The sequence below is a fragment of the Actinophytocola algeriensis genome (assembly GCF_014203735.1).
Classification (GTDB): Bacteria; Actinomycetota; Actinomycetes; order Mycobacteriales; family Pseudonocardiaceae; genus Actinophytocola; species Actinophytocola algeriensis.
On the sequence record NZ_JACHJQ010000003.1, the window covers coordinates 189,975 to 212,953 of the forward strand.

The window sequence follows — 22,979 nt, forward strand, 5'->3', positions numbered from 1 at the left end:
GCGGTCATGACCGGGGTGCTGGTGCTGGTGGGCACGCTCGTGCTCGCCACCGTCGCAGGCCTGGTCATGAGGTCCCGCAACGGCCGCGTCCGCACCACCGCCGCCACTGTCGCCACCGTCGCCACCTCGGACCTGCCCGCCGACATCACCTCGGTGCTGGCGCCGGGTGGTGTGACGCTGGTCCAGTTGTCGACCACCTTCTGCGCGCCGTGCAGGCACACGCGGGTCCTGCTGTCCGACCTCGCGTCCCGCACGGACGGGCTGCACCACACCGAGCTGGACCTCACCGAGCGGCCGGAACTGGCGAAGGAGCTGGCCGTTCTCCGGACGCCGACGACGCTGGCCGTCGACCGGTCGGGCACCGAGATCCTGCGGGTCGGCGGCGTGCCCCGGCGGGACGAGTTGCTGGCCGCGCTTCAACCCCATCTGACGTAGTCCCACTACGTGGACGCCCCGCCCAGCAGCAGGGATCCGGCGGTACTGTGCTAAGCGTGTTCACCTTGCTGACCAGGCGCCGCGCGGTCGACTACTGCCGCGTCGACTCCAGCCTGTGTCTGGCATCTGACTGACCCGGACGGCCCCCTTTCTCTCTGGCCGCCGTCCGGCTGGTTTCCCAGCCGTGCAGTCAGGAGGTGCCGCCATGTCCGCTGGACCATCCCGAGTCGATCCCCGAGGACCCCGCTTCGCCGCGTGGGTCACGACCGCGGTGCTCGCGGTCGTGCTGGTCACCGGGTGGTGGCCACTGCTCGCCGCGCAGGCCGTGGTGTTCGCCATCGGCGCGTTCGCCGGCTTCGGCGTCGCGCCCTACTCGATCCTCTACCGCACGTTCGTCGCGCCGAGGCTCGGGCCGACCGACGAGCGTGAGGACACGGCCCCACTGCGGTTCGCGCAGGGCGTCGGTTTCGGGTTCGCCGTGGTGGGCGTGCTCGGCTACGCGACCGGCCTGACCGCACTGGGCACCGTGGCGACCGCGTTCGCGCTGGCGGCGGCGTTCCTCAACGCGGCGTTCGCGTTCTGCCTCGGCTGCGAGACCTATCTGCTGATCCGTCGATTCACCCCAACGAAGGAGAGAGCGCTCCGATGAGCCGCGAAGACGTGCTGGTCACGGCCGAATGGGCCGAGAACAACCTGGAGACCCCCGGGGTGGTGTTCGTCGAGGTCGACGAAGACACCTCCGCGTACGACGGCGGGCACATCCCCGGCGCGGTGAAGATCGACTGGAAGACCGAGCTGCAGGACGCGGTGCGCCGCGACTTCGTGGACCGCGAGGGCTTCGAGAAGCTGCTGTCCGCCAAGGGCATCGGCAACGAGGACCGCGTGGTCCTGTACGGCGGTAACAACAACTGGTTCGCCGCCTACGCGTACTGGTACTTCAAGCTGTACGGCCACCAGAACGTGCAGCTGCTCGACGGCGGCCGCAAGAAGTGGGAGCTCGACGGGCGCCCGCTGTCCTCCGACGCGGTGTCCCGCGCCGAGACCGAGTACAAGGCCCAGGAGCAGGACCCGGCGATCCGCGCGTTCCGCGACGAGGTCGTCGCGGCCATCAACGCCAAGAACCTGGTCGACGTGCGGTCGCCGGACGAGTTCTCCGGCAAGCTGCTCGCCCCCGCCCACCTGCCGCAGGAGCAGGCGCAACGCGGCGGGCACATCCCGTCGGCGATCAACGTGCCGTGGAGCAAGGCGGCCAACGAGGACGGCACGTTCCGCTCCGACGACGAGTTGCGCGAGCTGTACTCCGACGCCGGGATCGACGAGGGCAAGGCCACCATCGCCTACTGCCGCATCGGTGAGCGCAGCTCGCACACCTGGTTCGCGCTGCACGAGCTGCTCGGCTACTCGGATGTCAAGAACTACGACGGGTCCTGGACCGAGTACGGCTCACTCGTGGGCGTGCCGGTCGAGGTCGGCCCTGGCACCCACTGAAGTCCCTGAAGGAGATACGCACATGGCCAACGACGGTTGCGGGGCGCCCGAGCAGACCGCGGTGCTACCCGCCGGCATCGACCTCGGCAAGGAGATCGTGCTCGGTGGCAAGGTGACCGCGGACGGCGCGCCCGTCGGCGGCGCGTACGTCCGGCTGCTCGACGCGAGCGGCGAGTTCACCGCCGAGGTGGTGTCCTCACAGGACGGTGACTTCCGGTTCTTCGCCGCGCCGGGCCAGTGGACGGTGCGTGCGCTGCACCGTTCCGGCAATGGTGAGGCGAAGGTGACCGCCGACGGGCCCGGCCTGCACCCGGTGGCCGTGTCGGTCGCCTGACGGCTCTGTGTCGAAACGCGGGGCGGCCTGAACTCGGCCGCCCCGCGTTGCCATATCCTCTCCGGGTGGAACTGTTCGTCACCCTGTCGCTGATCGCCGCCGCCCTGGCAGGCACCGCCCTCCTCGGACGCGTGGCCGTGCGCGTCGCCGGACGACCCTCATGACCACGCCTGACCAGCCCGTTCCTGGCAGCGGCGACGAGGCGGTGCGTGTCGCGGCCGAGCGCGCGAACACCACCCGCGAGCGCAACCTCCCGCAGTGGCCGGACCTGCCGATCGACGGCGACACGGCGAACCTGCGCGAGGGCCCGAACCTGCACGACGCGCTCCTGCCACTGCTGCCGCTGATCGGTGTGTGGCGCGGCGAGGGCGAGGTCGTGTACCCGACGATCTCCGACCAGCACTTCGGGCAGCAGATCGTGTTCGCGCACGACGGCCGCCCGTTCGTGTACTACGAGAGCCGCGCGTGGCTCCTCGACGCCGACGGCAAGGTGATCCGGCCCGCGGCCCGCGAGATGGGCTGGTGGCGCCCGCAGCCAGACGGGACGATCGAGCTGCTGCTCACGCACGCGACCGGCGTGATCGAGATCTTCTACGGCGAGTCCCGCACGCAGACCTCGTGGGAGCTGGCCACGGACGTCACCATGCGGACGGCGTCGGCCAAGGAGGTCAACGGCGCGAAGCGCCTGTACGGCCTGGTCAACAACGGTGACCTGGCGTATGTCGAGGAACGCGCCATGGTCGGCCAGCCGCTCCAGCCCCACACCTCCGCCTACCTGCGGCGCGTCGCGGGCTGACCTCCGGCACCTTCCCGTGCCTCGTCGGCGGGCTCGCGACGCCGTCCAGAGGTGGCGGCCCGTCCCCGCGCACCGGACCGCGCGGAAAGATCAACTGTGGCCCTCGCCCCCCGGAAATCCAGCGTAACGGGGCACACCGACAACGACGACGGCTCGACCACGAGTTGTCCACAGCAGACGGACTTGTCCACAGCACCGCCCCGCACCGCCCGAAACTGTCGGTCCCGTGCCGTAGCGTGGTGACCGGGGGCCGGAGGCCGCCCCACCTCACCGGTCCCGGGCTCCGATCGGGCAGCCGCGGATCCGGCACGGGAGCCAGCGGGTCAGTACTCCGACTCGTACAGCGCGTTCAGTTCCTTGTGCAGCGCGGAACTGTCCGGCAGCACCACCCCGTCGAGCGTGTGCACCCGCGTGATCTTCCGGACACTCGACGCCAGGAACACGGCCTCCGCGTCCTTCAGCTCCCGCACCGTCATCGGCTCGACCTTCGTCACCCAGCCCGCGCGCTCCGCGGCCCGGAACAGCGCGCCCTGCGTGGTGCCGCGGAGGATGCCGCTCGACGGTGGCGTGGTGCGCAGCGTGTTGCCGGTCGCGGTGACCACGTTCGACGTCGGCCCTTCGAGCACCGAGCCGTCCGTCGCCACGAAGATCACCTCGTCCGCGCCGACCGACTCGGCGTGCCGGTACGCGGCCATGTTCACCGCGTAGGACAACGACTTCGCGCCCAGCAGCAGCCACGGCGCCCGCGCCACGATCTCCGGGTCGTAGCCGCGGTCCAGCAGCACCGCCGTCACCCCGGACTCGCGGGCCGCGCGCACCTTCTCGCCGATCGGCAGGCCCATCGCGTAGCCGGTCGGGCTGCCGTCGCCGAACTCCGGGCCTCGGGTGTAGACGAGCTTCAGCGCCATCTCGTCGCCGCCCTGCCAGTTGTCCAGCACCAGCTGGACGCACCGTTCCCACGCCGCGCGGTCGGGCACGGGCAGCTGCAGCATGGCGGCCGAGCGGGCGAGCCGGTCGAGGTGCGGGCCCAGCTCACGGGGCTTGCCGCCGACCACGAGGATCGTCTCGAACACGCCGTCGCCCCGGGTGATACCGAGGTCGTCGACCCGGATCAGCGGGGTCTCCGCATCGGTAACTGTCCCGTCGAGCATCACCAGCACGCGCATGGGCAAAGCGTACGCGGGCCTACGATCGAGGTTGTGGAGACCAACATCCAGGAGGAACGCGCGCAGCTGAAGACCACACTGCACGAGCGGGGCATGCGGATGACACCGCAGCGCCAGCTCGTGCTCGACGCGCTGCTCGAACTGGAGCACGCCACTCCGGAACAGGTCTGCCAGCACGTGCAGCGCAGCACGCCGACGGTCAACATCACCACCGTGTACCGCACGCTCGAGCTGCTGGAGTCGCTCGGTGTCGTCCGGCACACGCACCTCGGGCACGGCGCCCCGAACTACTCCGTCCACGAGCACAAGCACGTCCACCTCGTCTGCCACCGCTGCGACCGGGTCCTCGAGGTGCCGTGCGAGGTGATGGACGACCTGCGCGGAACACTCCGCGCCCGCTTCGGGTTCGCACTTGATGCGAGCCACCTCGCGTTGTCGGGCCTGTGCGAGAACTGCCAGAAGGAGATCCCATGACCGCGGTCGAAGCCCCGGAAGGCTCGCCGGACGCGGGTGTGCCGTGGCACTTCGGCGACCCGTTCGCCGAGCAGCGGACCGCCGCACGCAAGGTCGCCGTGGTCGACCGGGCCAACCGGGAGGTCATCGCGGTCACCGGGCCGGAGCGGCTGTCGTGGCTGCACCTGGTCATCTCCCAGCACATGACCGACCTCCCCGACGGCACCGTGACCGAGGCGCTGGTGCTGGACAGCCAGGGCCGCGTCGACGCGCACATGGAGGTCGCCCACCTCGGTGACACCGTGTGGCTCGACACCGACCCGGGCGCGCACGCCACGGGAGTGCGCGGCGGGCGGCAGACGCTGCTGGAGTACCTCGAGTCGATGGTGTTCTGGTCGAAGGTCGAACTGCGCGACGCGACGGCCGAGCGCGCGGTGCTGACACTGCTCGGGCCGTCGACGGACGAGGTGCTGGCCGCGGTGGGCCTGCCGGTGTCCCCTGGCGCGGTGCTGGGCTCGGACGTGATCGTCCGGCGCGGCGCGCTGGGCGTGGACCTGCTGGTGCCGCGTGCGTCCAAGAACGACTGGTGGACCCGCCTCACCGAGGCGGGCGCGCGGCCGATGGGCAGCTGGGGTTACGAGGCGTTCCGCGTGGCGGCGGCACGGCCGCGCATGGACCTCGACACCGACGACCGCACGATCCCGCACGAGGTGGGCTGGGTGCACGTGGCGGCGCACGTCGCGAAGGGCTGCTACCGCGGCCAGGAGACCGTGTCGAAGGTGCACAACGTGGGCCGCCCGCCGCGGCGGATGCTGCTGCTGCACCTGGACGGCTCCCCGGAGGTGCTGCCGGAGACCGGCGACCCGGTACGGCACGGCGAGCGGACGGTCGGCCGGGTCGGGTCGGTGGTGCGACACCACGAGCTGGGCCCGATCGCGCTGGCGCTGGTGAAGTACTCGGTGCCGCTGGACGCGGAACTGCTCACCGGCGCGGAAGACCGCGTGGTCCAGGCCGCCATCGACCCGGACGCGGTCCCGGAGGCGACACCGGGCCTGGGTCGCGAGGCCGCCCGCCGCCTGCGCGGCTGAGCGAGGTCGGCTGTCCGGCGATGCCCGCGACCGGCTCGGCCGGGGTTCGAGCGCGGGAACCGGCGGCCTGGATCGCATACGATCGCGGCCATGTCCACCGGCACCCTGATCACCGTCGCGCCCACCGGCGCGGAGCACGCGAAGTCCGACGTACCCAACCTCCCCGTCACCATCGAGGAGCTGGTCCGGACCGCGAAGGACTGCGAGCGCGTCGGCGCCGCGATGATCCACGTCCACATCCGCGGCGCGGACGCCAGGCCGACGCTCGACCTGCAGCGGCTGAAGGACACCGTCGCCGCGTTGCGCGAGGAGACCTCGCTGGTCGTGCAGCTGTCCACCGGTGGCGCGGTCACCGACCCGGAGGAGCACCGCCTCCGCGTGCTCGACGCGATGCCCGACTCGGCCAGCTGCACGATGGGCACGGTCAACTTCGGCGACGACGTGTTCATGAACCGCTGGGAGTTCGTCGTCGAGCTGCACAAGCGGATGCGGGACCGCGGCATCGTGCCCGAGTACGAGATCTTCGACCTCGGCCAGCTCGCCAGCCTGCACCGGCTGCTCGACCAGCACGGCCTGCCCTCGGGCGGCCACGTGCACGTCGACCTGGTCATGGGCGTCCCGGGCGGCATGCCGGGCGACACGGAGACGCTGGTCGCGGCCCTGCGCATGATCCCGGACGGCGCCACCTTCTCGGCGACCGGCATCGGCCGCACCTCGCTGCCGGTGATGCTCGCGTCCCTGTCGGCGGGCGGTCACCTGCGGGTCGGCATGGAGGACACGGTGTCCTACGCCCGCGGCGAACGCGTCCGCGACAACGCCCAGCTGGTCGCACGGGCCGCAGGCCTGGCGAAGATCGCCCAGCGCCCGCCCATGCCGGCCGACGAGGTGCGTACGCTGTTGAAGGTTGCCCAAAGCAACTGACTTGCGAGGTTGGCGGCACGGGGCCGCGTACCGGAGGATAGGCACGTGATCGAAGTCCGTCCCGGTGGACGCAGGCGTATCGACCGAGTGCTCGCGCCGGACTATGTGCAGAAACTCGACCAGCTCGACCTGGCCGAGGTGCGCAGCCGTCGGGACGACGCCGCCCAGGAGGAGACCGACCTGTCCTACCTGCGCAGGCTGCTGCACGGGCGGATCGACATCGTGAAGGCCGAGCAGAAGCGCAGAAGCGAGGGCGGCTCCAGCTCGGTGGTGGAACGGCTGGTGGAGATCCTCGCGGACAACGTGGTCGGCCCCGCGCCGTCGGGTTCCGGCCGCCACCAGGCCCTGGAGCCCTCCCGCGCGGAGGCCCACCGCAGGCACGTCGAAGCGCTGGTGTCGGACGCCGACCTGTCCGATGTGGCATCGCTACCGGACGAGCGGCTCGACCTCGCGCTGCGCACGTACGCGGCGGAGGAGGAGTCGGTCTCCCTGCGCAGGCGCGAGGTCCAGAAGGTCGTCGACGCACTGAACGACGAGATCGGGGCGCGCTACCGGGCAGGCAGCGCCTCGGTGGACACCCTGCTGGCCGCCGAACGCGGCGACGACGACAAGGCCTGAACACCCGCGCAGTGCGGCGACCACGCCAGTCCACAGCCTCAGTTGAAGCGTTCTCGGACCGCCAGGTCGCCCCAGAAGTCGCGGAGCTTCTCGAACCGGGACGCGATCTCCTCGACGTCCTCGCGCTCCAACGCGTCCACGATCGCGTTGACATCGGCGGCGGACGTGTCCTCCTGCAGTTCCTCGTCCGAGAGCAACTGCACCAACCCGCCGTAGTCCAGCTCGACCGCCGACTGCTCGTCGAAGTGCTCCAGCCACCGCCCGGTGTCCTCCAGCACCTTCGTCGGCCCCTGCTCGCCCATGGCCTCGGTGGCCAGCGCATGGGCCTTGGCCACCCGCTCCCTGGCGTCCGGCATCGCCACCCGCCAGCACACCTGCCGCCGGGAATCGTCCCTCGGGGCCAGCACCAGGTGCCTGGTCGCCGGATCGACCAGCGTGAACCACGGCAACGGCACAGTCCAGGTCGTCGACACGATGTGCACGGCGCCACTGGGGAGCTCGGCCAGCACCCGGGTCGCCTTCTCGCGCACGCTGTCCTCGGACGCCGTCAGCGCGACCGCCTTCAGCGACGGGTGGGCGGTCGACAGGAAGCCCACCAGGGCGGCGGCCGACCGGGCCCGGATGTCCATCGGGCACACCAGCGGACCCGCGCCGACGGTGCCGGGCACTTCGGCCGGATCCAGCACCAGCACCTCGCGTTGCGCGCGCGGGGACGGCGAACCGTTCGCCAGCTCGCCCGGCAGCAGCGTCGGCGGTTGGGACAGCTGTGATCTGAACCACAGGTCTCGCTCGCGCTCCGCAACCGATGCGTAGTCCAACTGTCCGTTTTGTACCGCTTCTCGCAGGCGGTCGGCTACGTCCGAGTCGAATGCTGACAACGGTTCGTACACCCGGAGGTAGGCGACGAACGGTCGAGGCACGGTTGGCATGGTTGCACGGTTCTGCCGAACGCGATCAGTCGGCACTCGAACACCGTGCCCCTTCGCACTGAACCCCCTCGGCACGGTACGGTAGTTGGCAGGAACCAGTTGTCGAGATCAGCGGGGCCGCCGTTTCCCCCGGCCGCCCCGCAACTGTGCGAGGGGGTCGAGCCATGGGGCGCGGCCGGGCGAAGGCTAAGCAGACCAAGGTAGCCCGAGAGCTCAAATACAGCACTCGTGATACGGACTTCGAAGCTCTTCAACGCGAGCTTTCTGGGAGCAAGTCCTCAGATGATGGCAACGGCGACGAGGCGTACGACGACGAGTACGACGACGACTACCGTCGTTGAGCCTCTTCATCACGGACGCTTGAGGTAGCGGACCTGGCCTTCCTTGGCCTTGTCCGACGCTGTGCGTGCCTCGGTGATCTCGGCGTTCGTCGAGATCTCCGGCACGCCCACCTCCCACCAGGCGCCGGCGTCCGTCCACGACGCGGGATGCGTGCGGATCACGACCACTGCTGGCGTGCCCGCGCGCGCGTGGGTGCGAGCCTGCGCGTACGCGGCCGCGAGGCCGTCGAGCGTGTCGGCCGTGAGCACGGCGCAGCCCAGCGCTGCGGCGTGCGACGCGAAGTCCACTCTGGGCGGTTGCGCGTGCGCGGTGCGGCAGTCGGCGTACATGTTGTTGAACGCCGACCCGCCGTTGCCGCGCTGGAGCCGGTCGATCACGGCGTAGCCGTCGTTGTCGCACACCACCGCCACGAACCCGTGCCCGGCGAACGCGGCGGAGTACAGCTCCGAGTTGAGCATCAGGTACGAGCCGTCCCCGAGCAGTGTGGTGACGACGCCGCCGGTGTGCCCGATCGCGGCGCCCCACGCGCCTGCCAGCTCATAGCCCATGCACGAGAAGCCGTACTCGACGTCCATGCCCGGATGGGCCGCCCGCCAGCCGCCGATCAGCTCGCCCGGCAGGCCGCCGGACGCGGTCATCACGTAGTCACCCGGCTCGGCTGCCTCGTTCACCACGCCCACGACCTGCGCGTATGTCGGCAGGCCGGTGCCGGGCCGCCGCAGCCCGGAGATGTAGTCGTCCCAGCGGGACCGTTCGACGTTGGCGCGGGTGGTCCAGTGCTTGTCGACCGGCCACGAGTCGACCGAGAGCTCGTCGAGGGTCTCGCGGGCGTCGCCGACCACCGCGAGGCCGCCGTGCTTGACCGCGTCGAAGCGGGCCGTGTTGACGCTGACCAGGCGCACGTCCGGCGAGAACACCGACCAGGACGCCGTCGTGAAGTCCTGCAGCCGGGTGCCGACGGCCAGCACGAGATCCGCGTCGGCCGCCAGCGCGTTCGCCGAGGACGACCCCGTGATGCCGAGCGGGCCCGCGTACAGCGGGTGGTCGTGCGGCACGAGCGTGCGGCCCGCGGTGGTCTCGGTGACCGGCACGCCGTGGCGTTCGGCGAACGCCAGCGCGACCCGCGCGGCGCCCGAGTACCGGACCCCGCCACCCAGGACCAGCAGCGGCCTGCGGCTCGCCCGCAGCAGGTTGGCCGCGTGCGACAGCGTGCGCTGGTCCGGGCGGGGCCGCTGCGGGCGGTGCACAACCGGCTCGAACAGCGAGGCCGGGAAGTCGAACACCTCCGCCTGCACGTCCTGCGGCAGCGCCAGCGTGACCGGCCCGCAGTCGGCCGGGTCGGTCAGCACGCGGGCCACCTGCGGCAGCGCCGACAGCAGCTGTTCTGGCCGGGTGATCCGGTCGAAGTAGCGGCTCACGGCACGGAACGCGTCGTTGACGGTCGCCGTGCCGTCACCGAAGTGCTCCACCTGTTGCAGCACGGGGTCCGGCGCACGGCTGACGAACGTGTCGCCTGGAAGGAGCAGCAGCGGAAGGCGGTTGGCGTGCGCGACCCCGGCCGCGGTGACCATGTTCAGCGCGCCCGGCCCGATGGACGACGTCGCGACGCCCACCTGCCGCCGGTGCGTGGCCTTCGCGAGGCCGACCGCCGCGAGCGCCATGCCCTGCTCGTTCTGGCCACGCCACACCGGCAGCTCGGGGTGCTCGGACAGGGCGGTGCCCATGCCGAGCACGTTCCCGTGCCCGAAGATCGCGAACACGCCCGCGAAGAGCGGCGCCTCGGTCCCGTCCATCAGCTCGGTTCGCTGCGCCAGCAGCCAGCGAACCAGCGCCTGTGCCAGCGTCGATCGGACTGTCAGCCGCTCCGTCACTCTCACTCCGCAGCTACCTCCCGCAGTTCGTGCTCCAGGGCTTCCAGCTCCGCGCCGCCCGCCATCTGCCGGGTCAGCTCCTCGATCGTGATCTCCGACTTTTCCATGCAGCCGAGGCTCGCGCCGCGCTTGAGCAGCAGGAACCGGTTGCCGACGGGGTAGGCGTGGTGCGGGTTGTGCGTCACCAGCACGATCCCGAGGCCGCGGTCGCGCGCCTGTGCCACGTACCGCAGCACCACCCCGGACTGCTTCACGCCGAGCGCGGCGGTCGGCTCGTCGAGGATCAGGACCTTCGCGCCGAAGTGGATGGCGCGGGCGATCGCCACGCACTGCCGCTCACCACCGGACAGCGTGCCGACCGGCTGTTCCACGTCGCGCAGGTCGATGCCCATGTCGGCGAGCGCTTCCTTCGCGATCTGCTTGCCACGCTTCCGGTCCAGCCGCTGCAACGGGCCGACGCCGACCGTCGGCTCGGAGCCGAGGAAGAAGTTCCGCCACACCGACATCAGCGGCACGACCGCGAGGTCCTGGTAGACCGTCGCGATCCCGGCGTCCAGCGCGTCGCGGGGCGAGGTGAACCGGGTCGCCGTGCCGTTGACCAGGAGCCGCCCCCGGTCGTGCTGGTGCACCCCGGCCAGAACCTTGATGAGCGTGGACTTGCCCGCCCCGTTGTCGCCGAGCACGCAGGTCACCTCGCCCGCGTTCACGACCGTCGACACGTCCCGCAGCGCGATCACGCTGCCGTAGTTCTTGCCGATCCCGTCGACCTCGAGCAGTGCACTCACGATCGCTCCTCGCAGGCTCGGAGCGACCGCACGCGGTCGCCCTGTGTTCGATGGTTCGCTCCGCAGGCTCCGCTCACCGCCGCACCCTTTCCGCTCGCCGCCGGAAGGTGTTGTTCACCAGCACCGCGCCGAGCAGCATGATGCCGAGGAAGAGCATGAACCAGTCGGAGTTCCAGTTCGCGAACACGATGCCCTGCCGGGCCATGCCGAAGATCAGCGCGCCGATCGCGGCGCCGATCGCCGAGCCGAAGCCGCCGGTCAGCAGGCAGCCGCCGATCACGGCCGCGATGATGTACTGGAACTCCAGCCCGATGCCTTCGTTGGCCTGCGCGGTCGTGTAGCGCAGGATGTTGATCGACCCGACCAGCCACGCGGCGGCCGCGGTCGTCATGAACAGCAGGATCTTCGTCCGCGCCACCGGCACGCCGACCGCCCGCGCGCTGGGTGCCGAGCCGCCGACCGCGAAGATCCAGTTGCCGAACTTCGTGCGCACCAGGATGTACGCGGCCAGCGCGGCGAACCCGAGCCACCAGATGATGGAGATCCGGAACGACGTGTCGCCGATGTCGAACGTCGACGCGAACACGAACCCGGTCGACTCGTAGCCGTCGGCCCTGCGCATCCCGGAGACCTGCACGCTGTTCGTCACCAGCCGGGTGACACCCAGGTTCAGGCCCTGCAGGGCGAGGAAGGTGCCGAGCGTGACGATGAAGCTCGGCAGCCCGGTCCGGACCACGAGCCACCCGTTCAGCGCGCCGACACCGAGCGCGAAGATCAGCGACAGCAGCAGCGCGAGCCACACGTTGAGCCCGACCTGTGTCGCGAAGATGGCCGTGACCAGTGCCGTCGACGCGGTCATCACGCCGGCGGACAGGTCGAACTCGCCGCCGATCATCAGCAGCGCCACCGCGACCGCCATGATCCCGAGCGTCGCCGAGTCGTCCAGCCAGGTGGCGACGCCGCCCATGGTGAAGAACTTCTCGGTCACGAACGTGAAGAACAGGAACACCACGAGCGCACCGATCAGTGCGCCGATCTCGGGCCGGACGACCAACCGCTGCGCGAGGTGGTCCTGGGCGACCCTTTCGTCTGTGACATCTGTCGTTGCGTTCATCCGCTCAGACACCGCCTTCCCTCGCCGCGTGCTCGGCGCTCGTCCCTCGCGCCTGCGCGCGCTCCTCAGTCCAGGCGGTGCCCGCTCCTTCACTCCACTCCGAGACGGTCATCGGGTGCCTCGCTCGGTGTAGGTCTCGACCTGGTCGGCGTTCGACTTGTCGACGAACCCGGGGCCGGTGAACACCGGCTGCCCGCCGCCGAGCGTGTTGCCGTTCTCCCGGTACAGCTTCAGCATCACGATCGGCACGTAGCCCTGCTGGTACTGCTGCTGGTCGACGGCGAACAGGATCTTCCCGTCCTGGATGGACTTCACGACGTCGGTGTTCAGGTCGAACGTGGCGACCTCGGCCGCCGAGCCCGCGGACTCGGCCGCGGCGACCGCGCGGTCGGCGACCTGCGAGTTCAGCGTCAGCACCCCGTCGATCGCCGAGTCGGTCTGCAGCGCGCCGCGGATGCGGGCCTCGGCGTCGGTCGGGTTGGCGACGTCGACCTGCAGGTTCGTGACGTTCCCGCCGAAGCCCTGCTTGGCGCCTTCGCAGCGGTCGTTGAGGCCGGAGTTGCCTGCCTCGTGGATCACGCAGAGGATCTTCTTCTTGCCCTCGCCCTTGAGCCGTTCACCGGCGGCTTCGCCCGCGACCGTCTCATCCTGGCCGACGTGCGTGATCGCGCCGAACTCCGTGCTGCGGTCGGCGCCGGAGTTGATCGTGATCACCGGGATGCCCGCGCGGACCGCGGCCTCGATGGACGACTTGAGCGCGTCCGGGTTCGCCATCGACACGACGAGGCCGGTCTTCCCCTGAGCCACGGCGTTGTCGATGAGCTTGGACTGCGCGCCCGCGTCGCCGTCGGCGAGGTAGCTGACCTCCACGCCGAGGTCGCGGGCGGCGTCCTGTGCGCCGTTCTGCACGACGCTCCAGAAGGCGTCACCCTCGCTGCCGTGGGTGATCACCGCGAAGTCCAGTGGGGCGGTGGAGTCCACCCCTCCGCTGTCGGCAGCGGGTTCCTCCGGACCGGTGTCCGCTGACGGCCCGGTGCACGCGGCGAGCAGGAAGGCCGCGGCGGCCACCCATAACGCTCGTCGTGCCCGGGCGGAGGTCGTCGACATCGTTGTCTTGTCTCCTGTTGGCTGTGTTGAATGGGTCGCTTCGCCCTAGGCCATGAGTCGTGCCAGATGATCCAGGCTCTGCTTGGTGTGCGCACGAGGGAGGGGGTCGGTCGCCGTGTCGGCCGGCAGCGCGGTGTCCTGCTCGAGCACGTACCAGCCGTCGTAGTCGTTGTCGCGCAACAACTTCAGCATGGCGGCCAGGTCGACGTCACCGGCGCCCAGTGGCACGTAGATGCCTTCCTTGACGGCCTGCGTGTACGTGAGGTCGCCGGTCCGCACGCGTTCGGCGAGGTCCTCGCGGACGTCCTTGAGGTGCACGTGCCCGACGCGTCTCGGGTGGCGGCGCACGAGGTCGACCGGGTCGGTGCCGCCGATCAGCAGGTGCCCGGTGTCGATGCACAGCAGCAGGTCGGAGTCGTGCACGAACCGCTCCACCTCGGCGTAAGTCTCGACGTGCGTGCCGACGTGCGGGTGCAGCACGGTCCGCACCCCGAGCGCGGCGGCGCGCTCCGCGATGCGCGCACTGTTGTCGATCAGCGTCGCCCATTCCTTGTCCGACAGGGCGGGCCGCTCGTCGTAGCCGTCGAGCCCGGTGGCGGCGGCGAGCACCAGCACCCCGCCACCGGCGTGCGCCAGCAGCTCGGCAACCTCGGCCGCATCCTCCACAGTAGACTCACCGGCGTCGTGCAGCGCGGTGGCGAAGAACCCGCCGACGAGACCGAGCCCGTACCCGTCCAGCGCCGTGACCAGGTCGGACGCGGTGGTCGGCAGGTAGCCGGGCGGGCCGAGCTCGGTCGCGGTGATGCCGAGCGCGGCCATCTCGCCAAGCACCGTCTCCGGCGGCAGCACCCGCCCCCACCCCGGCACTTCGCAGACACCCCACGAGATCGGCGCCGCCGCGACCTTCGTCATGCTGTGCTCCACTGATGAGTCCGCACGGGTTTGCCGGTGCGGCGGGACTGTTCGCACGCCTCAGCGAGCCGGAGGCTGATGAGGCTGTCGCGTGCCGGGGACGGGTTCTCCGCCCGGCCGGCGACGACGTCGGTGAACACGTGCATCTCGTTGCGGTAGGCGCGCTGGAACCGGTCGGGGAAGCCGGGGTACGCGTTCGCGGCGCCGTTCAGCGGGGTGCGCTCGTCGAGCCCGACGGCCACGGAGTCCTTGGCGCCGAGCACCTCGATGCGGTGGTCGTAGCCGAGCGGGTCGTGCCGCCCACCGGTCAGCACCGCGTGCGCGCCGCCGTCGAACTTGAGCAGCACCACCGCGTTGTCCACGTCGTCGGCGGCCGCGAACGCCTCGTCGACGAGCACCGAACCGGACGCGTACACCTCCACCACCGGCTCGCCGACCAGCCACGGCACGGCGTCGAGGTCGTGGATGAGCAGGTCGCGGAAGATGCCGCCGGAACCGGGCAGGTAGGAGAAATCCGGTGGCTCCGCGTCGAACCCGGTGGCGCGCACGTGGTAGATCGCGCCCAGCTCACCGGCGCCGACGCGGCGGTGCAGCTCGACCATGTCCGGGTCGAACCGCCGCTGGAACCCGACGAGCACCGGCACCGACGCCGCCTCGATCTCCGTGACCAGCGCGGACATCGCCCGCAGGTCCGCGGCGATCGGCTTCTCGCACAACACGGGCGTGTTCGCGGCGAGACAGGCGCGGACGAGGTCCGGGTGTGTGTCGGTGGGCGTGGCGACGAGTACGCCGTCGCTCTCTCTCAGCAGGCCGGCCAGCTCCGGGACCGCGCGGGTCTTCGGCAACGTGGCCGCCTGTTCGGCGCGCCCGGCGATCGGGTCGTAGAGCAGAACCTCGTCCACCTGCGCCAACGCGGCGAGGTTCGCCGCGTGCATGGTCCCGATCCGTCCGACTCCCGCGACACCGATCCGCATACTGCTCCTTGCGTTGGAGCGCTCTAATCCGCCTATCCTGTAATGGCCGTCACAGCAGTGTCAAGGAGGTCGCCGCGTTGGCCCGCCCCACGATGGAGGACGTCGCGGCGCGGGCGGGCGTGTCCCGGGCGCTCGTGTCGCTGGTGATGCGCGGCTCCCCGAAGGTCAGCGCGGCCCGGCGCACGGCGGTGCTCGAAGCGGCGGCGGAGCTGGGGTACTCGCCGCACGCGATGGCGAGATCGCTGGCGTCGCGGACCTCGCACGTGCTGGGCGTGATGGTGTCGGACCTGCACAACCCCTTCTGGGCCGAAGTGGTCGACGGCCTCGACGGCCACGCCCGTGCCGCGGGCTTCGAGCTGGTGATCAACACGGGTGGCCGGAGCCCGTCGCGGGAACAGCAGGCACTGCGGTCGCTGACGTCGTTCCGGCCGGCGGGGATCGCGTTGCTGGGCCCGGTGGTGGCGTCCTCGGCGATCACGGCGGCGGCGGACGTCCCGCTGGTGCTGGTGTCCCGGTCGTCTCGTCTGTCCATTGTGGACACTGTGAACGACGACGGCCGCGCCGGGTCCGCGCTGGCCGTGGATCACCTGGTAGCACTGGGACATCGCGAGATCGTGCACATCGACGGCGGCTCGGGTTCGCAGGCGGCGCCGCGGCGCGCGGGGTACCAGGTCGCGATGGCCCGGCACGGACTGACACCGAGGGTGGCGCGCGGCGAGTACACGGAAGCCGCCGGTGCCGCGGCGGTTCGTTCTCTGCGCAGCCCGTTCACGGCGGTGCTCGCGGCGAACGACCTCAACGCGGTGGGGGTGCTGTCGGCGCTGGCGGAGGCGGGGCTGCGGGTGCCGGAGGACGTGTCGGTGGTGGGGTACGACAACACGTGGCTCGCGGGTCTGCGGCACATCGGCCTGACGACGATCGACCAGCCGAGGGAGGAGATGGGGCGGTTGGCGGCGACGGCGTTGATCTCCCGGGTCCGCGGTGAACGGACAGCGGCGGCACGGTTGGTGGTCCAGCCGACGCTGGTCGTCCGCGCGACCACCGGGCCACCGCGCACTCAGTAGTTCGGTGGCCCACGGCCTCGCTCGCCGACACCAGCCCAGCGCACGCCCCCGGCGGGCGGCCTCCGGCCCCCGGAATCCAGCGTAACGGGGGGCACCGACGAACAGTGCGGTTGTGGATGCCCCTGGGGACAACTGCCCCACCTGTGGACAACCCTCACGCACGCACCGAAAACTGTCGGCGCCCTGCCGTAGGCTGGAAATCGGGGGCCGGCGGCCAAGCCGTCAACCCGCGATCGCCGCGCCCACCACCGTCGCCATGCCGCGCATGCCCGTCGCGTTCGGGTGCAGTGGGGCCGCCACGTTCTCCGGGATGAACGGTTCCGTCCACCGCACCGACGCCGACTTGCACACGTCCTTGCCGATGCCCGGCGTGCGGATGTCCACATAGGACGCACCACCGGCGGCGGCCGCGTCGGCGAGGACCTGGTTCAGCTGGTCGATCTTGGCCTGGATGTAGTTCGCGTCGCGGGGCCACACCTGGACCCTCGGGTAGCAGCCGTTCTGCGGCAGGTAGGTCGTGTAGCCGACCACGAACACCCGCGCGGACGGGGCCCTGGAGTGGATCGCCGCCAGCACGGCGTCGACGCGCGGCCGCACGTTCGACACCCGCTCGCCGTACACGTCACGCCCGCCCGCCGTGTACTCGTCGGCGCACGACGAGCCGGACAGCCACTCCGGCCAGATGTTCAGGCACGACTCCGCGAGACCCACGAGCCCGGCGTCGTTGCCGCCGATCTGCAGCGTCACCACGGACGTGTCGGCGGTCAGCGCGTCCAGCTGCGGCGGCGCGGTGCCGAGGTCGGTCTCCTGCGGGTTGAACATGTCGTTCGTGTCGGCACCCGAGCAGGTCACGTCGGTCAGCGCCAGCCCGAGCTGGGCCGCCGCCAGCTTCGGGTAGTTCGCGGTGGAGCGGAAACAGCCCGGCATCGACAGGTCCGGCAGCGGGATCAGCGGGCCGGACGCGGCCGAGTCACCGAGAGCCACGTACTTGGCCGGGGCCGCCGAGGCCACTCCCGGCACCGACAGGGCCAGTAGAACGGGCAGAACGAGCAGAACCAGCCGGCGCATCGTCGTTGACCTCCGGGCAGGGAACCGGACGTGAATTAGTGTCAGGTTCCCTGCCGCGGATGTAAATCACCCAACCGGTTGCCGCGACCGCGTGAACCGGCGTACCAGCGGCCACACCAGGATGACCACGACGATCGCGTACACGACCACCGAGAACGTCGTGTTCACCAGGCCCGTCAGCGACCCGTCGGAGATCTGCAGCGCCCGCCGCATCTGCTGTTCGGCCGCCGGACCGAGGATCACCCCGATGACCGCGGGCAGGATCGGCAGTCCGTACCGGCGCATCGCGAATCCGAGCACACCGATCACGAACAACACGATCAGGTCCACGACCTGACCGCTCACCGCGTACGCGCCGACCGAGGCGAAGAACAGGATCCCCGCGTACAGGTAGGGCCGCGGGATCTTCAGCAGCTTCGCCCACACCGGCGCCAGCGGCAGGTTCAGGACCAGCAACAACACGGTCCCCACGAACAGCGACGCGATCAGGCCCCACACCAGGTCCGCCTCGCGCTCGAACAGCAGCGGGCCCGGCTGGATGCCGTACTGCTGGAACGCCGCCAGCATCACGGCCGCCGTCGCCGTCGTCGGCAGTCCGAGCGTCAGCATCGTGACCAGCGTGCCCGACGCCGACGCGGACGCCGCCGACTCCGGGCCCGCCACGCCCTCGATGGCGCCCGAGCCGAACTCGTCGCGGTGCTTGGACAGCTTCTTCTCCGCCACGTACGACAGGAACGTCGGGATCTCCGCGCCGCCTGCCGGGATCGCGCCGAACGGGAACCCGATCACCGGGCCGCGCAGCCACGGCTTCCACGTGCGCTTCAGGTCGTCGCGGCCGAGCCACGGCCTGCCGACCGGGATCGGGCCGTCGTTGCCGTGCCGCAACCGCGACGCGATCCACAGCGACTCGCCGACCGCGAACAACCCGACCGCCACGATCACGACGTCGATCCCGTCGGCCAGCTCCAGCGACCCGAACGTGAGCCGCGACTGCCCCGTCATCTCGTCGAGCCCGATCAGCCCGATCGACAGGCCGATGAGCAGCGACGCGAACCCGCGGATCCGCGACGCACCCAGCACGGACGTGACGCCGATGAACGCCAGGATCATGATCGCGAAGTAGTCGGGGGCGCCGATGTCGACCGCGTGCGCGGCGATGAACGGCGCCAGCACCACGATGCCGACCGTGCCGATCATCGCGCCGGCGAAGTGGCCGATCGCCGCCGCCGCAAGCGCTTGCGACCCGCGCCCGCTCTTCGCCATCTTGTTGCCCTCGATGGCCGTCACCACCGCGGCGCTCTCCCCGGGCGTGTTCAGCAGGATCGACGTCGTCGAGCCGCCGAACATGCCGCCGTAGTAGATGCCGGCGAACATGATGAACGCGGCCGTCGGGTCCAGGCCGTACGTCACCGGCAGCAGCAGCGCCACCGCCATCGCGGGCCCGATGCCCGGCAGCACGCCGATGAACGTGCCCAGCAGGACGCCGACCGCGGCCAGCAGCAGGTGGGTCGGGGTGAGCGCGGTGCCGAACCCGTCGATCAGTTGTGTCAGCGAGTCCACGTCAGAACACCTCCATCAGCGGACCGCCGGGCAGCGGCACCCCGAGCAGGTTGTTGAACAGCACGAACGTCACGATCGACATGCCCGCGGCGATCAGCGGGTCACGCACGAACGCCCGGGACCCGAGCGCGTACGCCGCGCCCCAGAACAGGACCGCGCCGGAGATCGGGAACCCGACCACGCCGATCAGCGCCGCGTTCGCGAGGAACGCCGCCGACAGCAGCAACACGGTGCGCCAGTCGCTGGGTGCGGACAGATCGACATCCTCGCCGCCTTCGGCCTCGCCGCGGCCGCCACGCAGCACATCCCGCGCCAGCAGCACGGCGACCACCAGCAGCAGCACGCCGACCACGACCGGCACGGCCTTCGGCCCGACCGGTCCGCGCTGCGCGAAGTCGGTGGGGATGTTGATCGCGTCGACCAGCACCAGCACACCGAGCACCGCGAGCAACGCGCAGATGCCGAGCTCGGAGCGGTCCTTCTTCTCGGTCGTCCCAGTCGTCTCGGTCATAGCCCCAGCTCCGACAGCACACCGGCGACCCGGTCGTTCTCCCGCGCGAGGAAGTCGCCGAACTCCGCACCCGCCTGGAACGCGGGCGTCCACCCGTTGCGCTCCAGCGCTTCCTTCCACTGCGGTGTGTCCTGCAGGTCGGTGAACAGGCGCACGAGCCGGTCGGTGTCGTTCTGCGAGATGCCCGGCGGCGCGACGATCCCGCGCCAGTTCGTGAAGTCGACGTCCACACCGGACTCCTGAAGCGTGGGCGCGTCCAGCCCGTCGACCCGTTCCGCGCTGGTCACCGCCAGCACCCGCAGGTCGCCGGACTCGATCTGGTCGCGGTACTCGCCGACCCCGGACACGCCGAACGCGATCTTGCCGCCCAGCACGGAGGCCAGCAGCTCACCGCCGCCGTCGTAGGACACGTACCGCACGTCCTTTGGCGCGAGCCCGATCGCCTTGGCGAACAGCATCGGCGCGAGGTGGTCCGGCCCGCCCGGTGACGACCCGCCGCCGACCGGCACCGCGCCGGGGTCGGACTTCCAGGCGTCGATCAGCTGGTCGATGTCCTGGTACGGGGAATCCTTCGACACCACCACGATGTCCGGCTCCTCGATCAGCCGCGCGATCGGCGTGGTGTCCTGAAGGGACGACGGCGAGTGGTTCGTGTGGACACTGCCGACCACGCCGAGGCCCATCGACATGACCAGCTTGTCGTTGCCCGCCTCGTTGACCAGGCGGCCCAGCCCGACCGTGCCACCCGCGCCGGGCAGGTTGAACACCTCGACGGTCCTGGCGAGATCGGCTTCCTCGACGGCCTTGGCCGCGGTTCTGGCGGTGATGTCGTAGCCGCCGCCCGGCGTGTTCGGCACGAGGATCCGCAGGCCGCGGATCTGGCTGCCCGCGTCGTCGTCCGCGCCGGAGGAGATCAGCGGCGGTATCAGCAGGACCGCCGCGAGCGCGGCGAGTCCAGCGATCCAGGGTTGAGCACGCATTGACGAGCCTCTCTGCGTTGAGATGGGTCGCTCCGCTCCCGTCGCCGGGATTGCGTGCTCACGGTCCCACCGGGTTACCTTCTTGTCGTCTTTAGTCGCACAGCGGTCGTTGTGGTCGTTGTGGTCACGGGGAGGTCGTCACGGCTGATCGCGGCCCGCTGTCGAAGCAGCTGCTGGGCTGGCAGCTGCTGATCGTCGTCGCATTGCTCGTGGCCGTCGCGGGGTTCTCGGCGATCCAGTCGAACAAGACGTTCACCGACGTCGAGGGCCGCCGGGTGCTGTCGGTCGCCGAGGACGTCGCCGCGCAGCTGACCGTCCGCGAGGCACTGGCCGACCCGCTGCGCTACCACCAGCTGCCGTCGTTCGCGACGAGCGCGCGGAACCTGTCCGGCGCCGGGTACGTCACGATCGCGCGGCCGGATCTCACCGTCCTGACCTCGCAGAACCCGGACGAACTGGGCACGAGACTGCCCCTCGGCGACTCGATGATCGGGCAGGGCCGCTCGTGGGTGGGCGTCATCGGCGACTCGCTCGTCGCGCACGTGCCGGTGATGAGCGACCGGGGTGAGGTGGTCGGCGTCGTGGCCGCAGGCGTGGCGACCCCGACGTTCCTGGAGGGCGTCGTCAGCTCCCCGGCCGAGGCGCTGACCATCCTCGGCATCGCGCTGGTCGTCGGCGTCGTCGGCTCGTTCCTGCTGGCCGGCCGGGTGAAGCGGCAGACGTTCGGGCTGGAACCCCGCGAGATCGCCGGTCTCGTCGAGCACCGCGAGGCGATGCTGCACGGCATTCGCGAGGGTGTCGTCGGCCTGGACACCGCGCACCGGATCACGCTGGTCAACGACCAGGCCCGGCGTCTGCTGTCGCTCCAGGCCGACGTGGTCGGTCGCTCGGTGCACGACCTGGAGCTGAACGACCGGCTGGTCGACGTGCTCACCGGCCGGGCGGAGGGCAACGACCAGATCGTCCTGCGCCGCGGCCGAGTCCTGATCATGAACCGCATGCCGATCCGGTCGCGCGACTCGGCGGTCGGCTCGGTGGTGACACTGCGGGACCGGACGGAGATCGTGACGCTGCAACACGAACTGGACGCCAACCGCGGCACGACGGACGCGTTGCGCGCGCAGGCACACGAGTTCACCAACCGCCTCCACACGATCGCCGGTCTCATCGAGCTGGGCGAGTACGACGAGGTGCGCCGGTACGTCGACCGCGTGAGCCACACCCGCGAGGCGTGGCACACCGAGGTGAGCGAACGCATCGACGACTCCGCGGTCGCCGCGCTGCTGATCGCGAAGGCGAGCGTCGCGACCGAACGCGGCGTCGGCCTGCGCCTGACCCCGGACAGCCACCTCGGTGAGGTGGACGACGGGTTGTCCGCGGACCTGGTGACGGTGCTGGGCAACCTGGTGGACAACGCGATCGACGCGCTGCCGGGCGCGGGCTGGATAGAAGTGGACCTGACGCACACCGACGACGAGGTGCTGGTGGTGGTCACCGACTCGGGCCCTGGCGTGGCCCCGGACATCGCGGAGGAGATCTTCACCCGCGGCTTCACGACGAAGGCCGCGGAGGAAGGCGGGCAACGCGGCCTTGGCCTGGCACTGACGAGACAGACGTGCCGCCGCAGGGGCGGTTCGGTGGACGTGGCCGGCGCGGTGTTCACGGCACGGCTGGGGGTGCGCGCGTGATCCGGGTCCTGGTGGTGGACGACGACTTCATGGTCGCGAAGGTCCACAGTGGATATGTCGGCAAGACACCGGGTTTCGAGGTGGTGGGCGTGGCGCACACGGGCGCCGACGCCGTTCGCGCCGTCGAGGCCCTGCGCCCGGACCTGGTGCTGCTGGACATCTACCTGCCGGACCGGGACGGCGTCTCGGTCCTCCGCGAGCTGCGCGCGGTGGCGGACACGGACGTGATCGTGATCAGTGCCGCCAACGACGTGGAGACCGTGCGGGCGGCCATGCGTGGCGGCGTGCTGCACTACCTGATCAAGCCGTTCACGTATGCGGCGCTGTACGACCAGCTGCGGCACTTCGCGGGCCTGCACGAGAGGTTGAGCGCGTTGTCGGAGGCCGGACAGTCCGATGTGGACCAGGTGTTCGGCGGCCGTCCGGCGGGCGCGGGTGCGCTGCCGAAGGGGTTGAGCGGCGAGACGGCGACGCTGGTGGAGGAGGTGCTCCGCGCGTCGGATGACGTGTCGGCGGCGGAATGCGCTGCCAGGACTGACATCTCCCGGGTCAGCGCCCGCCGCTACCTGGAGCACTTCGTGTCGACGGCACAGGCGGACGTCCGGTTGCGGTACGGGACGGGCCGCCCGGAACGCCGTTACTACTGGCGCGCCTAGTGTCCCGCGCCGGAAATGCGGTGATTAAGTCGGTGGATCCAGGTTTCTGCTGGCAAGGCGCCGGTTCGTCCTCGTACTGGATCGTACTTGGGCGGACCGGCAACGCCGCCAGCAGGAAG

General features: G+C 70.7%; 25 protein-coding genes. 13 read left to right on the forward strand and 12 right to left on the reverse strand.

Annotated elements, in window-relative coordinates:
• The first annotated feature begins 6 nt into the window (after positions 1 to 6).
• The 5 genes from FHR82_RS13135 (at position 7) to FHR82_RS13155 (ending at position 3,053) form a co-directional block, all read left to right on the forward strand.
• On the forward strand, positions 7 to 435 hold the full coding sequence (locus FHR82_RS13135) for a TlpA family protein disulfide reductase (protein WP_184810669.1): 429 nt from the start codon (positions 7 to 9) through the stop codon (positions 433 to 435).
• A 205-nt stretch (positions 436 to 640) separates the two neighbouring features.
• Positions 641 to 1,084 carry a DUF4395 domain-containing protein gene (locus FHR82_RS13140; RefSeq protein ID WP_184810670.1) on the forward strand — a complete coding sequence of 148 codons (444 nt, stop codon included), beginning with the start codon at positions 641 to 643 and terminating at the stop codon, positions 1,082 to 1,084.
• A complete protein-coding gene (locus FHR82_RS13145) occupies positions 1,081 to 1,923 on the forward strand; it encodes a sulfurtransferase (RefSeq protein WP_184810671.1) in 843 nt (280 codons plus the stop codon). The genes FHR82_RS13140 and FHR82_RS13145 overlap by 4 nt, the downstream gene beginning before the upstream one ends.
• A gap of 22 nt (positions 1,924 to 1,945) precedes the next feature.
• Entirely contained in the window at positions 1,946 to 2,257 is a 312-nt protein-coding gene (locus FHR82_RS13150; RefSeq protein WP_184810672.1) for a DUF1416 domain-containing protein, read from the forward strand.
• 160 nt (positions 2,258 to 2,417) lie between these two features.
• Entirely contained in the window at positions 2,418 to 3,053 is a 636-nt protein-coding gene (locus FHR82_RS13155; protein ID WP_184810673.1) for a heme-binding beta-barrel domain-containing protein, read from the forward strand.
• Positions 3,054 to 3,376: 323 nt separating this feature from the next.
• On the opposite strand, the gene FHR82_RS13160 is transcribed toward FHR82_RS13155, so the two are convergent.
• Positions 3,377 to 4,219: an aminodeoxychorismate lyase gene (locus FHR82_RS13160; protein WP_184810674.1), complete on the reverse strand. Its 843-nt coding sequence runs from the start codon at positions 4,217 to 4,219 to the stop codon at positions 3,377 to 3,379.
• A 93-nt stretch (positions 4,220 to 4,312) separates the two neighbouring features.
• Here FHR82_RS13160 and FHR82_RS13165 point away from each other — a divergent pair, with 93 nt between their 5' ends.
• The 4 genes from FHR82_RS13165 to FHR82_RS13180 all read left to right on the forward strand — a co-directional run bounded on the left by FHR82_RS13165 (position 4,313) and on the right by FHR82_RS13180 (position 7,299).
• Positions 4,313 to 4,693 (forward strand): Fur family transcriptional regulator, encoded by a 381-nt coding sequence (locus FHR82_RS13165; protein ID WP_184811490.1) that lies wholly within the window; start codon positions 4,313 to 4,315, stop codon positions 4,691 to 4,693.
• Positions 4,690 to 5,760 carry a CAF17-like 4Fe-4S cluster assembly/insertion protein YgfZ gene (ygfZ, locus tag FHR82_RS13170; RefSeq protein ID WP_184810675.1) on the forward strand — a complete coding sequence of 357 codons (1,071 nt, stop codon included), beginning with the start codon at positions 4,690 to 4,692 and terminating at the stop codon, positions 5,758 to 5,760. Before FHR82_RS13165 ends, ygfZ begins: the two co-directional genes overlap by 4 nt.
• A gap of 90 nt (positions 5,761 to 5,850) precedes the next feature.
• On the forward strand, positions 5,851 to 6,681 hold the full coding sequence (locus tag FHR82_RS13175) for a beta-keto acid cleavage family enzyme (protein ID WP_184810676.1): 831 nt from the start codon (positions 5,851 to 5,853) through the stop codon (positions 6,679 to 6,681).
• 45 nt (positions 6,682 to 6,726) lie between these two features.
• On the forward strand, positions 6,727 to 7,299 hold the full coding sequence (locus FHR82_RS13180) for an RsiG family protein (RefSeq protein ID WP_184810677.1): 573 nt from the start codon (positions 6,727 to 6,729) through the stop codon (positions 7,297 to 7,299).
• A gap of 38 nt (positions 7,300 to 7,337) precedes the next feature.
• On the opposite strand, the gene FHR82_RS13185 is transcribed toward FHR82_RS13180, so the two are convergent.
• Positions 7,338 to 8,219, reverse strand: coding sequence for a DUF8083 family protein (locus tag FHR82_RS13185; protein WP_184810678.1), 882 nt, complete (start codon positions 8,217 to 8,219; stop codon positions 7,338 to 7,340).
• A gap of 173 nt (positions 8,220 to 8,392) precedes the next feature.
• Here FHR82_RS13185 and FHR82_RS13190 point away from each other — a divergent pair, with 173 nt between their 5' ends.
• Positions 8,393 to 8,569 carry a DUF3073 domain-containing protein gene (locus FHR82_RS13190; protein ID WP_184810679.1) on the forward strand — a complete coding sequence of 59 codons (177 nt, stop codon included), beginning with the start codon at positions 8,393 to 8,395 and terminating at the stop codon, positions 8,567 to 8,569.
• Between the two features lie 9 nt (positions 8,570 to 8,578).
• Here FHR82_RS13190 and iolD read toward each other — a convergent pair whose 3' ends face one another.
• The 6 genes from iolD to FHR82_RS13220 all read right to left on the reverse strand — a co-directional run bounded on the left by iolD (position 8,579) and on the right by FHR82_RS13220 (position 15,333).
• On the reverse strand, positions 8,579 to 10,363 hold the full coding sequence (gene iolD, locus FHR82_RS13195) for a 3D-(3,5/4)-trihydroxycyclohexane-1,2-dione acylhydrolase (decyclizing) (RefSeq protein ID WP_376706420.1): 1,785 nt from the start codon (positions 10,361 to 10,363) through the stop codon (positions 8,579 to 8,581).
• A gap of 80 nt (positions 10,364 to 10,443) precedes the next feature.
• Positions 10,444 to 11,226: an ATP-binding cassette domain-containing protein gene (locus tag FHR82_RS13200; protein WP_184810680.1), complete on the reverse strand. Its 783-nt coding sequence runs from the start codon at positions 11,224 to 11,226 to the stop codon at positions 10,444 to 10,446.
• A gap of 73 nt (positions 11,227 to 11,299) precedes the next feature.
• Entirely contained in the window at positions 11,300 to 12,340 is a 1,041-nt protein-coding gene (locus FHR82_RS13205) for an ABC transporter permease (protein WP_184810681.1), read from the reverse strand.
• A 108-nt stretch (positions 12,341 to 12,448) separates the two neighbouring features.
• Positions 12,449 to 13,447, reverse strand: a complete 999-nt coding sequence (locus tag FHR82_RS13210; RefSeq protein WP_184810682.1) for a sugar ABC transporter substrate-binding protein — start codon at positions 13,445 to 13,447, stop codon at positions 12,449 to 12,451.
• A 45-nt stretch (positions 13,448 to 13,492) separates the two neighbouring features.
• Positions 13,493 to 14,359 (reverse strand): TIM barrel protein, encoded by an 867-nt coding sequence (locus FHR82_RS13215; protein WP_184810683.1) that lies wholly within the window; start codon positions 14,357 to 14,359, stop codon positions 13,493 to 13,495.
• Positions 14,356 to 15,333: a Gfo/Idh/MocA family protein gene (locus tag FHR82_RS13220; protein WP_184810684.1), complete on the reverse strand. Its 978-nt coding sequence runs from the start codon at positions 15,331 to 15,333 to the stop codon at positions 14,356 to 14,358. The genes FHR82_RS13215 and FHR82_RS13220 overlap by 4 nt, the downstream gene beginning before the upstream one ends.
• A 77-nt stretch (positions 15,334 to 15,410) precedes the next feature.
• Here FHR82_RS13220 and FHR82_RS13225 point away from each other — a divergent pair, with 77 nt between their 5' ends.
• Entirely contained in the window at positions 15,411 to 16,397 is a 987-nt protein-coding gene (locus FHR82_RS13225; protein WP_184810685.1) for a LacI family DNA-binding transcriptional regulator, read from the forward strand.
• 222 nt (positions 16,398 to 16,619) lie between these two features.
• Here FHR82_RS13225 and FHR82_RS13230 read toward each other — a convergent pair whose 3' ends face one another.
• The 4 genes from FHR82_RS13230 to FHR82_RS13245 form a co-directional block, all read right to left on the reverse strand.
• Positions 16,620 to 17,465, reverse strand: a complete 846-nt coding sequence (locus tag FHR82_RS13230) for an SGNH/GDSL hydrolase family protein (protein WP_184810686.1) — start codon at positions 17,463 to 17,465, stop codon at positions 16,620 to 16,622.
• 66 nt (positions 17,466 to 17,531) lie between these two features.
• Positions 17,532 to 19,025, reverse strand: a complete 1,494-nt coding sequence (locus FHR82_RS13235) for a tripartite tricarboxylate transporter permease (RefSeq protein WP_184810687.1) — start codon at positions 19,023 to 19,025, stop codon at positions 17,532 to 17,534.
• Between the two features lies 1 nt (position 19,026).
• Positions 19,027 to 19,536, reverse strand: coding sequence for a tripartite tricarboxylate transporter TctB family protein (locus tag FHR82_RS13240; RefSeq protein ID WP_184810688.1), 510 nt, complete (start codon positions 19,534 to 19,536; stop codon positions 19,027 to 19,029).
• The gene (locus tag FHR82_RS13245) at positions 19,533 to 20,516 is read right to left on the reverse strand and encodes a Bug family tripartite tricarboxylate transporter substrate binding protein (protein WP_184810689.1); all 984 of its coding nucleotides are present in this window, start codon (positions 20,514 to 20,516) and stop codon (positions 19,533 to 19,535) included. The genes FHR82_RS13240 and FHR82_RS13245 overlap by 4 nt, the downstream gene beginning before the upstream one ends.
• 203 nt (positions 20,517 to 20,719) lie before the next feature.
• Here FHR82_RS13245 and FHR82_RS13250 point away from each other — a divergent pair, with 203 nt between their 5' ends.
• Together FHR82_RS13250 and FHR82_RS13255 are read left to right on the forward strand one after the other, a co-directional pair.
• Entirely contained in the window at positions 20,720 to 22,204 is a 1,485-nt protein-coding gene (locus tag FHR82_RS13250) for a sensor histidine kinase (RefSeq protein WP_225944014.1), read from the forward strand.
• Positions 22,201 to 22,860: a response regulator gene (locus FHR82_RS13255; RefSeq protein WP_184810690.1), complete on the forward strand. Its 660-nt coding sequence runs from the start codon at positions 22,201 to 22,203 to the stop codon at positions 22,858 to 22,860. Before FHR82_RS13250 ends, FHR82_RS13255 begins: the two co-directional genes overlap by 4 nt.
• Positions 22,861 to 22,979 lie beyond the last annotated feature (119 nt).

Coding starts and splice junctions, on each gene's coding strand:
- FHR82_RS13160 (WP_184810674.1), bottom strand. CDS start 4,219: ATGCGCGTGCTGGTGATGCTCGACGGGACAGTTACCGATGCGGAGACC.
- FHR82_RS13210 (WP_184810682.1), bottom strand. CDS start 13,447: ATGTCGACGACCTCCGCCCGGGCACGACGAGCGTTATGGGTGGCCGCC.
- FHR82_RS13175 (WP_184810676.1), top strand. CDS start 5,851: ATGTCCACCGGCACCCTGATCACCGTCGCGCCCACCGGCGCGGAGCAC.
- FHR82_RS13240 (WP_184810688.1), bottom strand. CDS start 19,536: ATGACCGAGACGACTGGGACGACCGAGAAGAAGGACCGCTCCGAGCTC.
- FHR82_RS13205 (WP_184810681.1), bottom strand. CDS start 12,340: ATGAACGCAACGACAGATGTCACAGACGAAAGGGTCGCCCAGGACCAC.
- FHR82_RS13245 (WP_184810689.1), bottom strand. CDS start 20,516: ATGCGTGCTCAACCCTGGATCGCTGGACTCGCCGCGCTCGCGGCGGTC.
- FHR82_RS13135 (WP_184810669.1), top strand. CDS start 7: ATGACCGGGGTGCTGGTGCTGGTGGGCACGCTCGTGCTCGCCACCGTC.
- FHR82_RS13215 (WP_184810683.1), bottom strand. CDS start 14,359: ATGACGAAGGTCGCGGCGGCGCCGATCTCGTGGGGTGTCTGCGAAGTG.
- ygfZ (WP_184810675.1), top strand. CDS start 4,690: ATGACCGCGGTCGAAGCCCCGGAAGGCTCGCCGGACGCGGGTGTGCCG.
- FHR82_RS13220 (WP_184810684.1), bottom strand. CDS start 15,333: ATGCGGATCGGTGTCGCGGGAGTCGGACGGATCGGGACCATGCACGCG.
- FHR82_RS13140 (WP_184810670.1), top strand. CDS start 641: ATGTCCGCTGGACCATCCCGAGTCGATCCCCGAGGACCCCGCTTCGCC.
- FHR82_RS13155 (WP_184810673.1), top strand. CDS start 2,418: ATGACCACGCCTGACCAGCCCGTTCCTGGCAGCGGCGACGAGGCGGTG.
- FHR82_RS13165 (WP_184811490.1), top strand. CDS start 4,313: ATGCGGATGACACCGCAGCGCCAGCTCGTGCTCGACGCGCTGCTCGAA.
- FHR82_RS13190 (WP_184810679.1), top strand. CDS start 8,393: ATGGGGCGCGGCCGGGCGAAGGCTAAGCAGACCAAGGTAGCCCGAGAG.
- FHR82_RS13230 (WP_184810686.1), bottom strand. CDS start 17,465: ATGCGCCGGCTGGTTCTGCTCGTTCTGCCCGTTCTACTGGCCCTGTCG.
- FHR82_RS13145 (WP_184810671.1), top strand. CDS start 1,081: ATGAGCCGCGAAGACGTGCTGGTCACGGCCGAATGGGCCGAGAACAAC.
- FHR82_RS13150 (WP_184810672.1), top strand. CDS start 1,946: ATGGCCAACGACGGTTGCGGGGCGCCCGAGCAGACCGCGGTGCTACCC.
- iolD (WP_376706420.1), bottom strand. CDS start 10,363: ATGGACGGGACCGAGGCGCCGCTCTTCGCGGGCGTGTTCGCGATCTTC.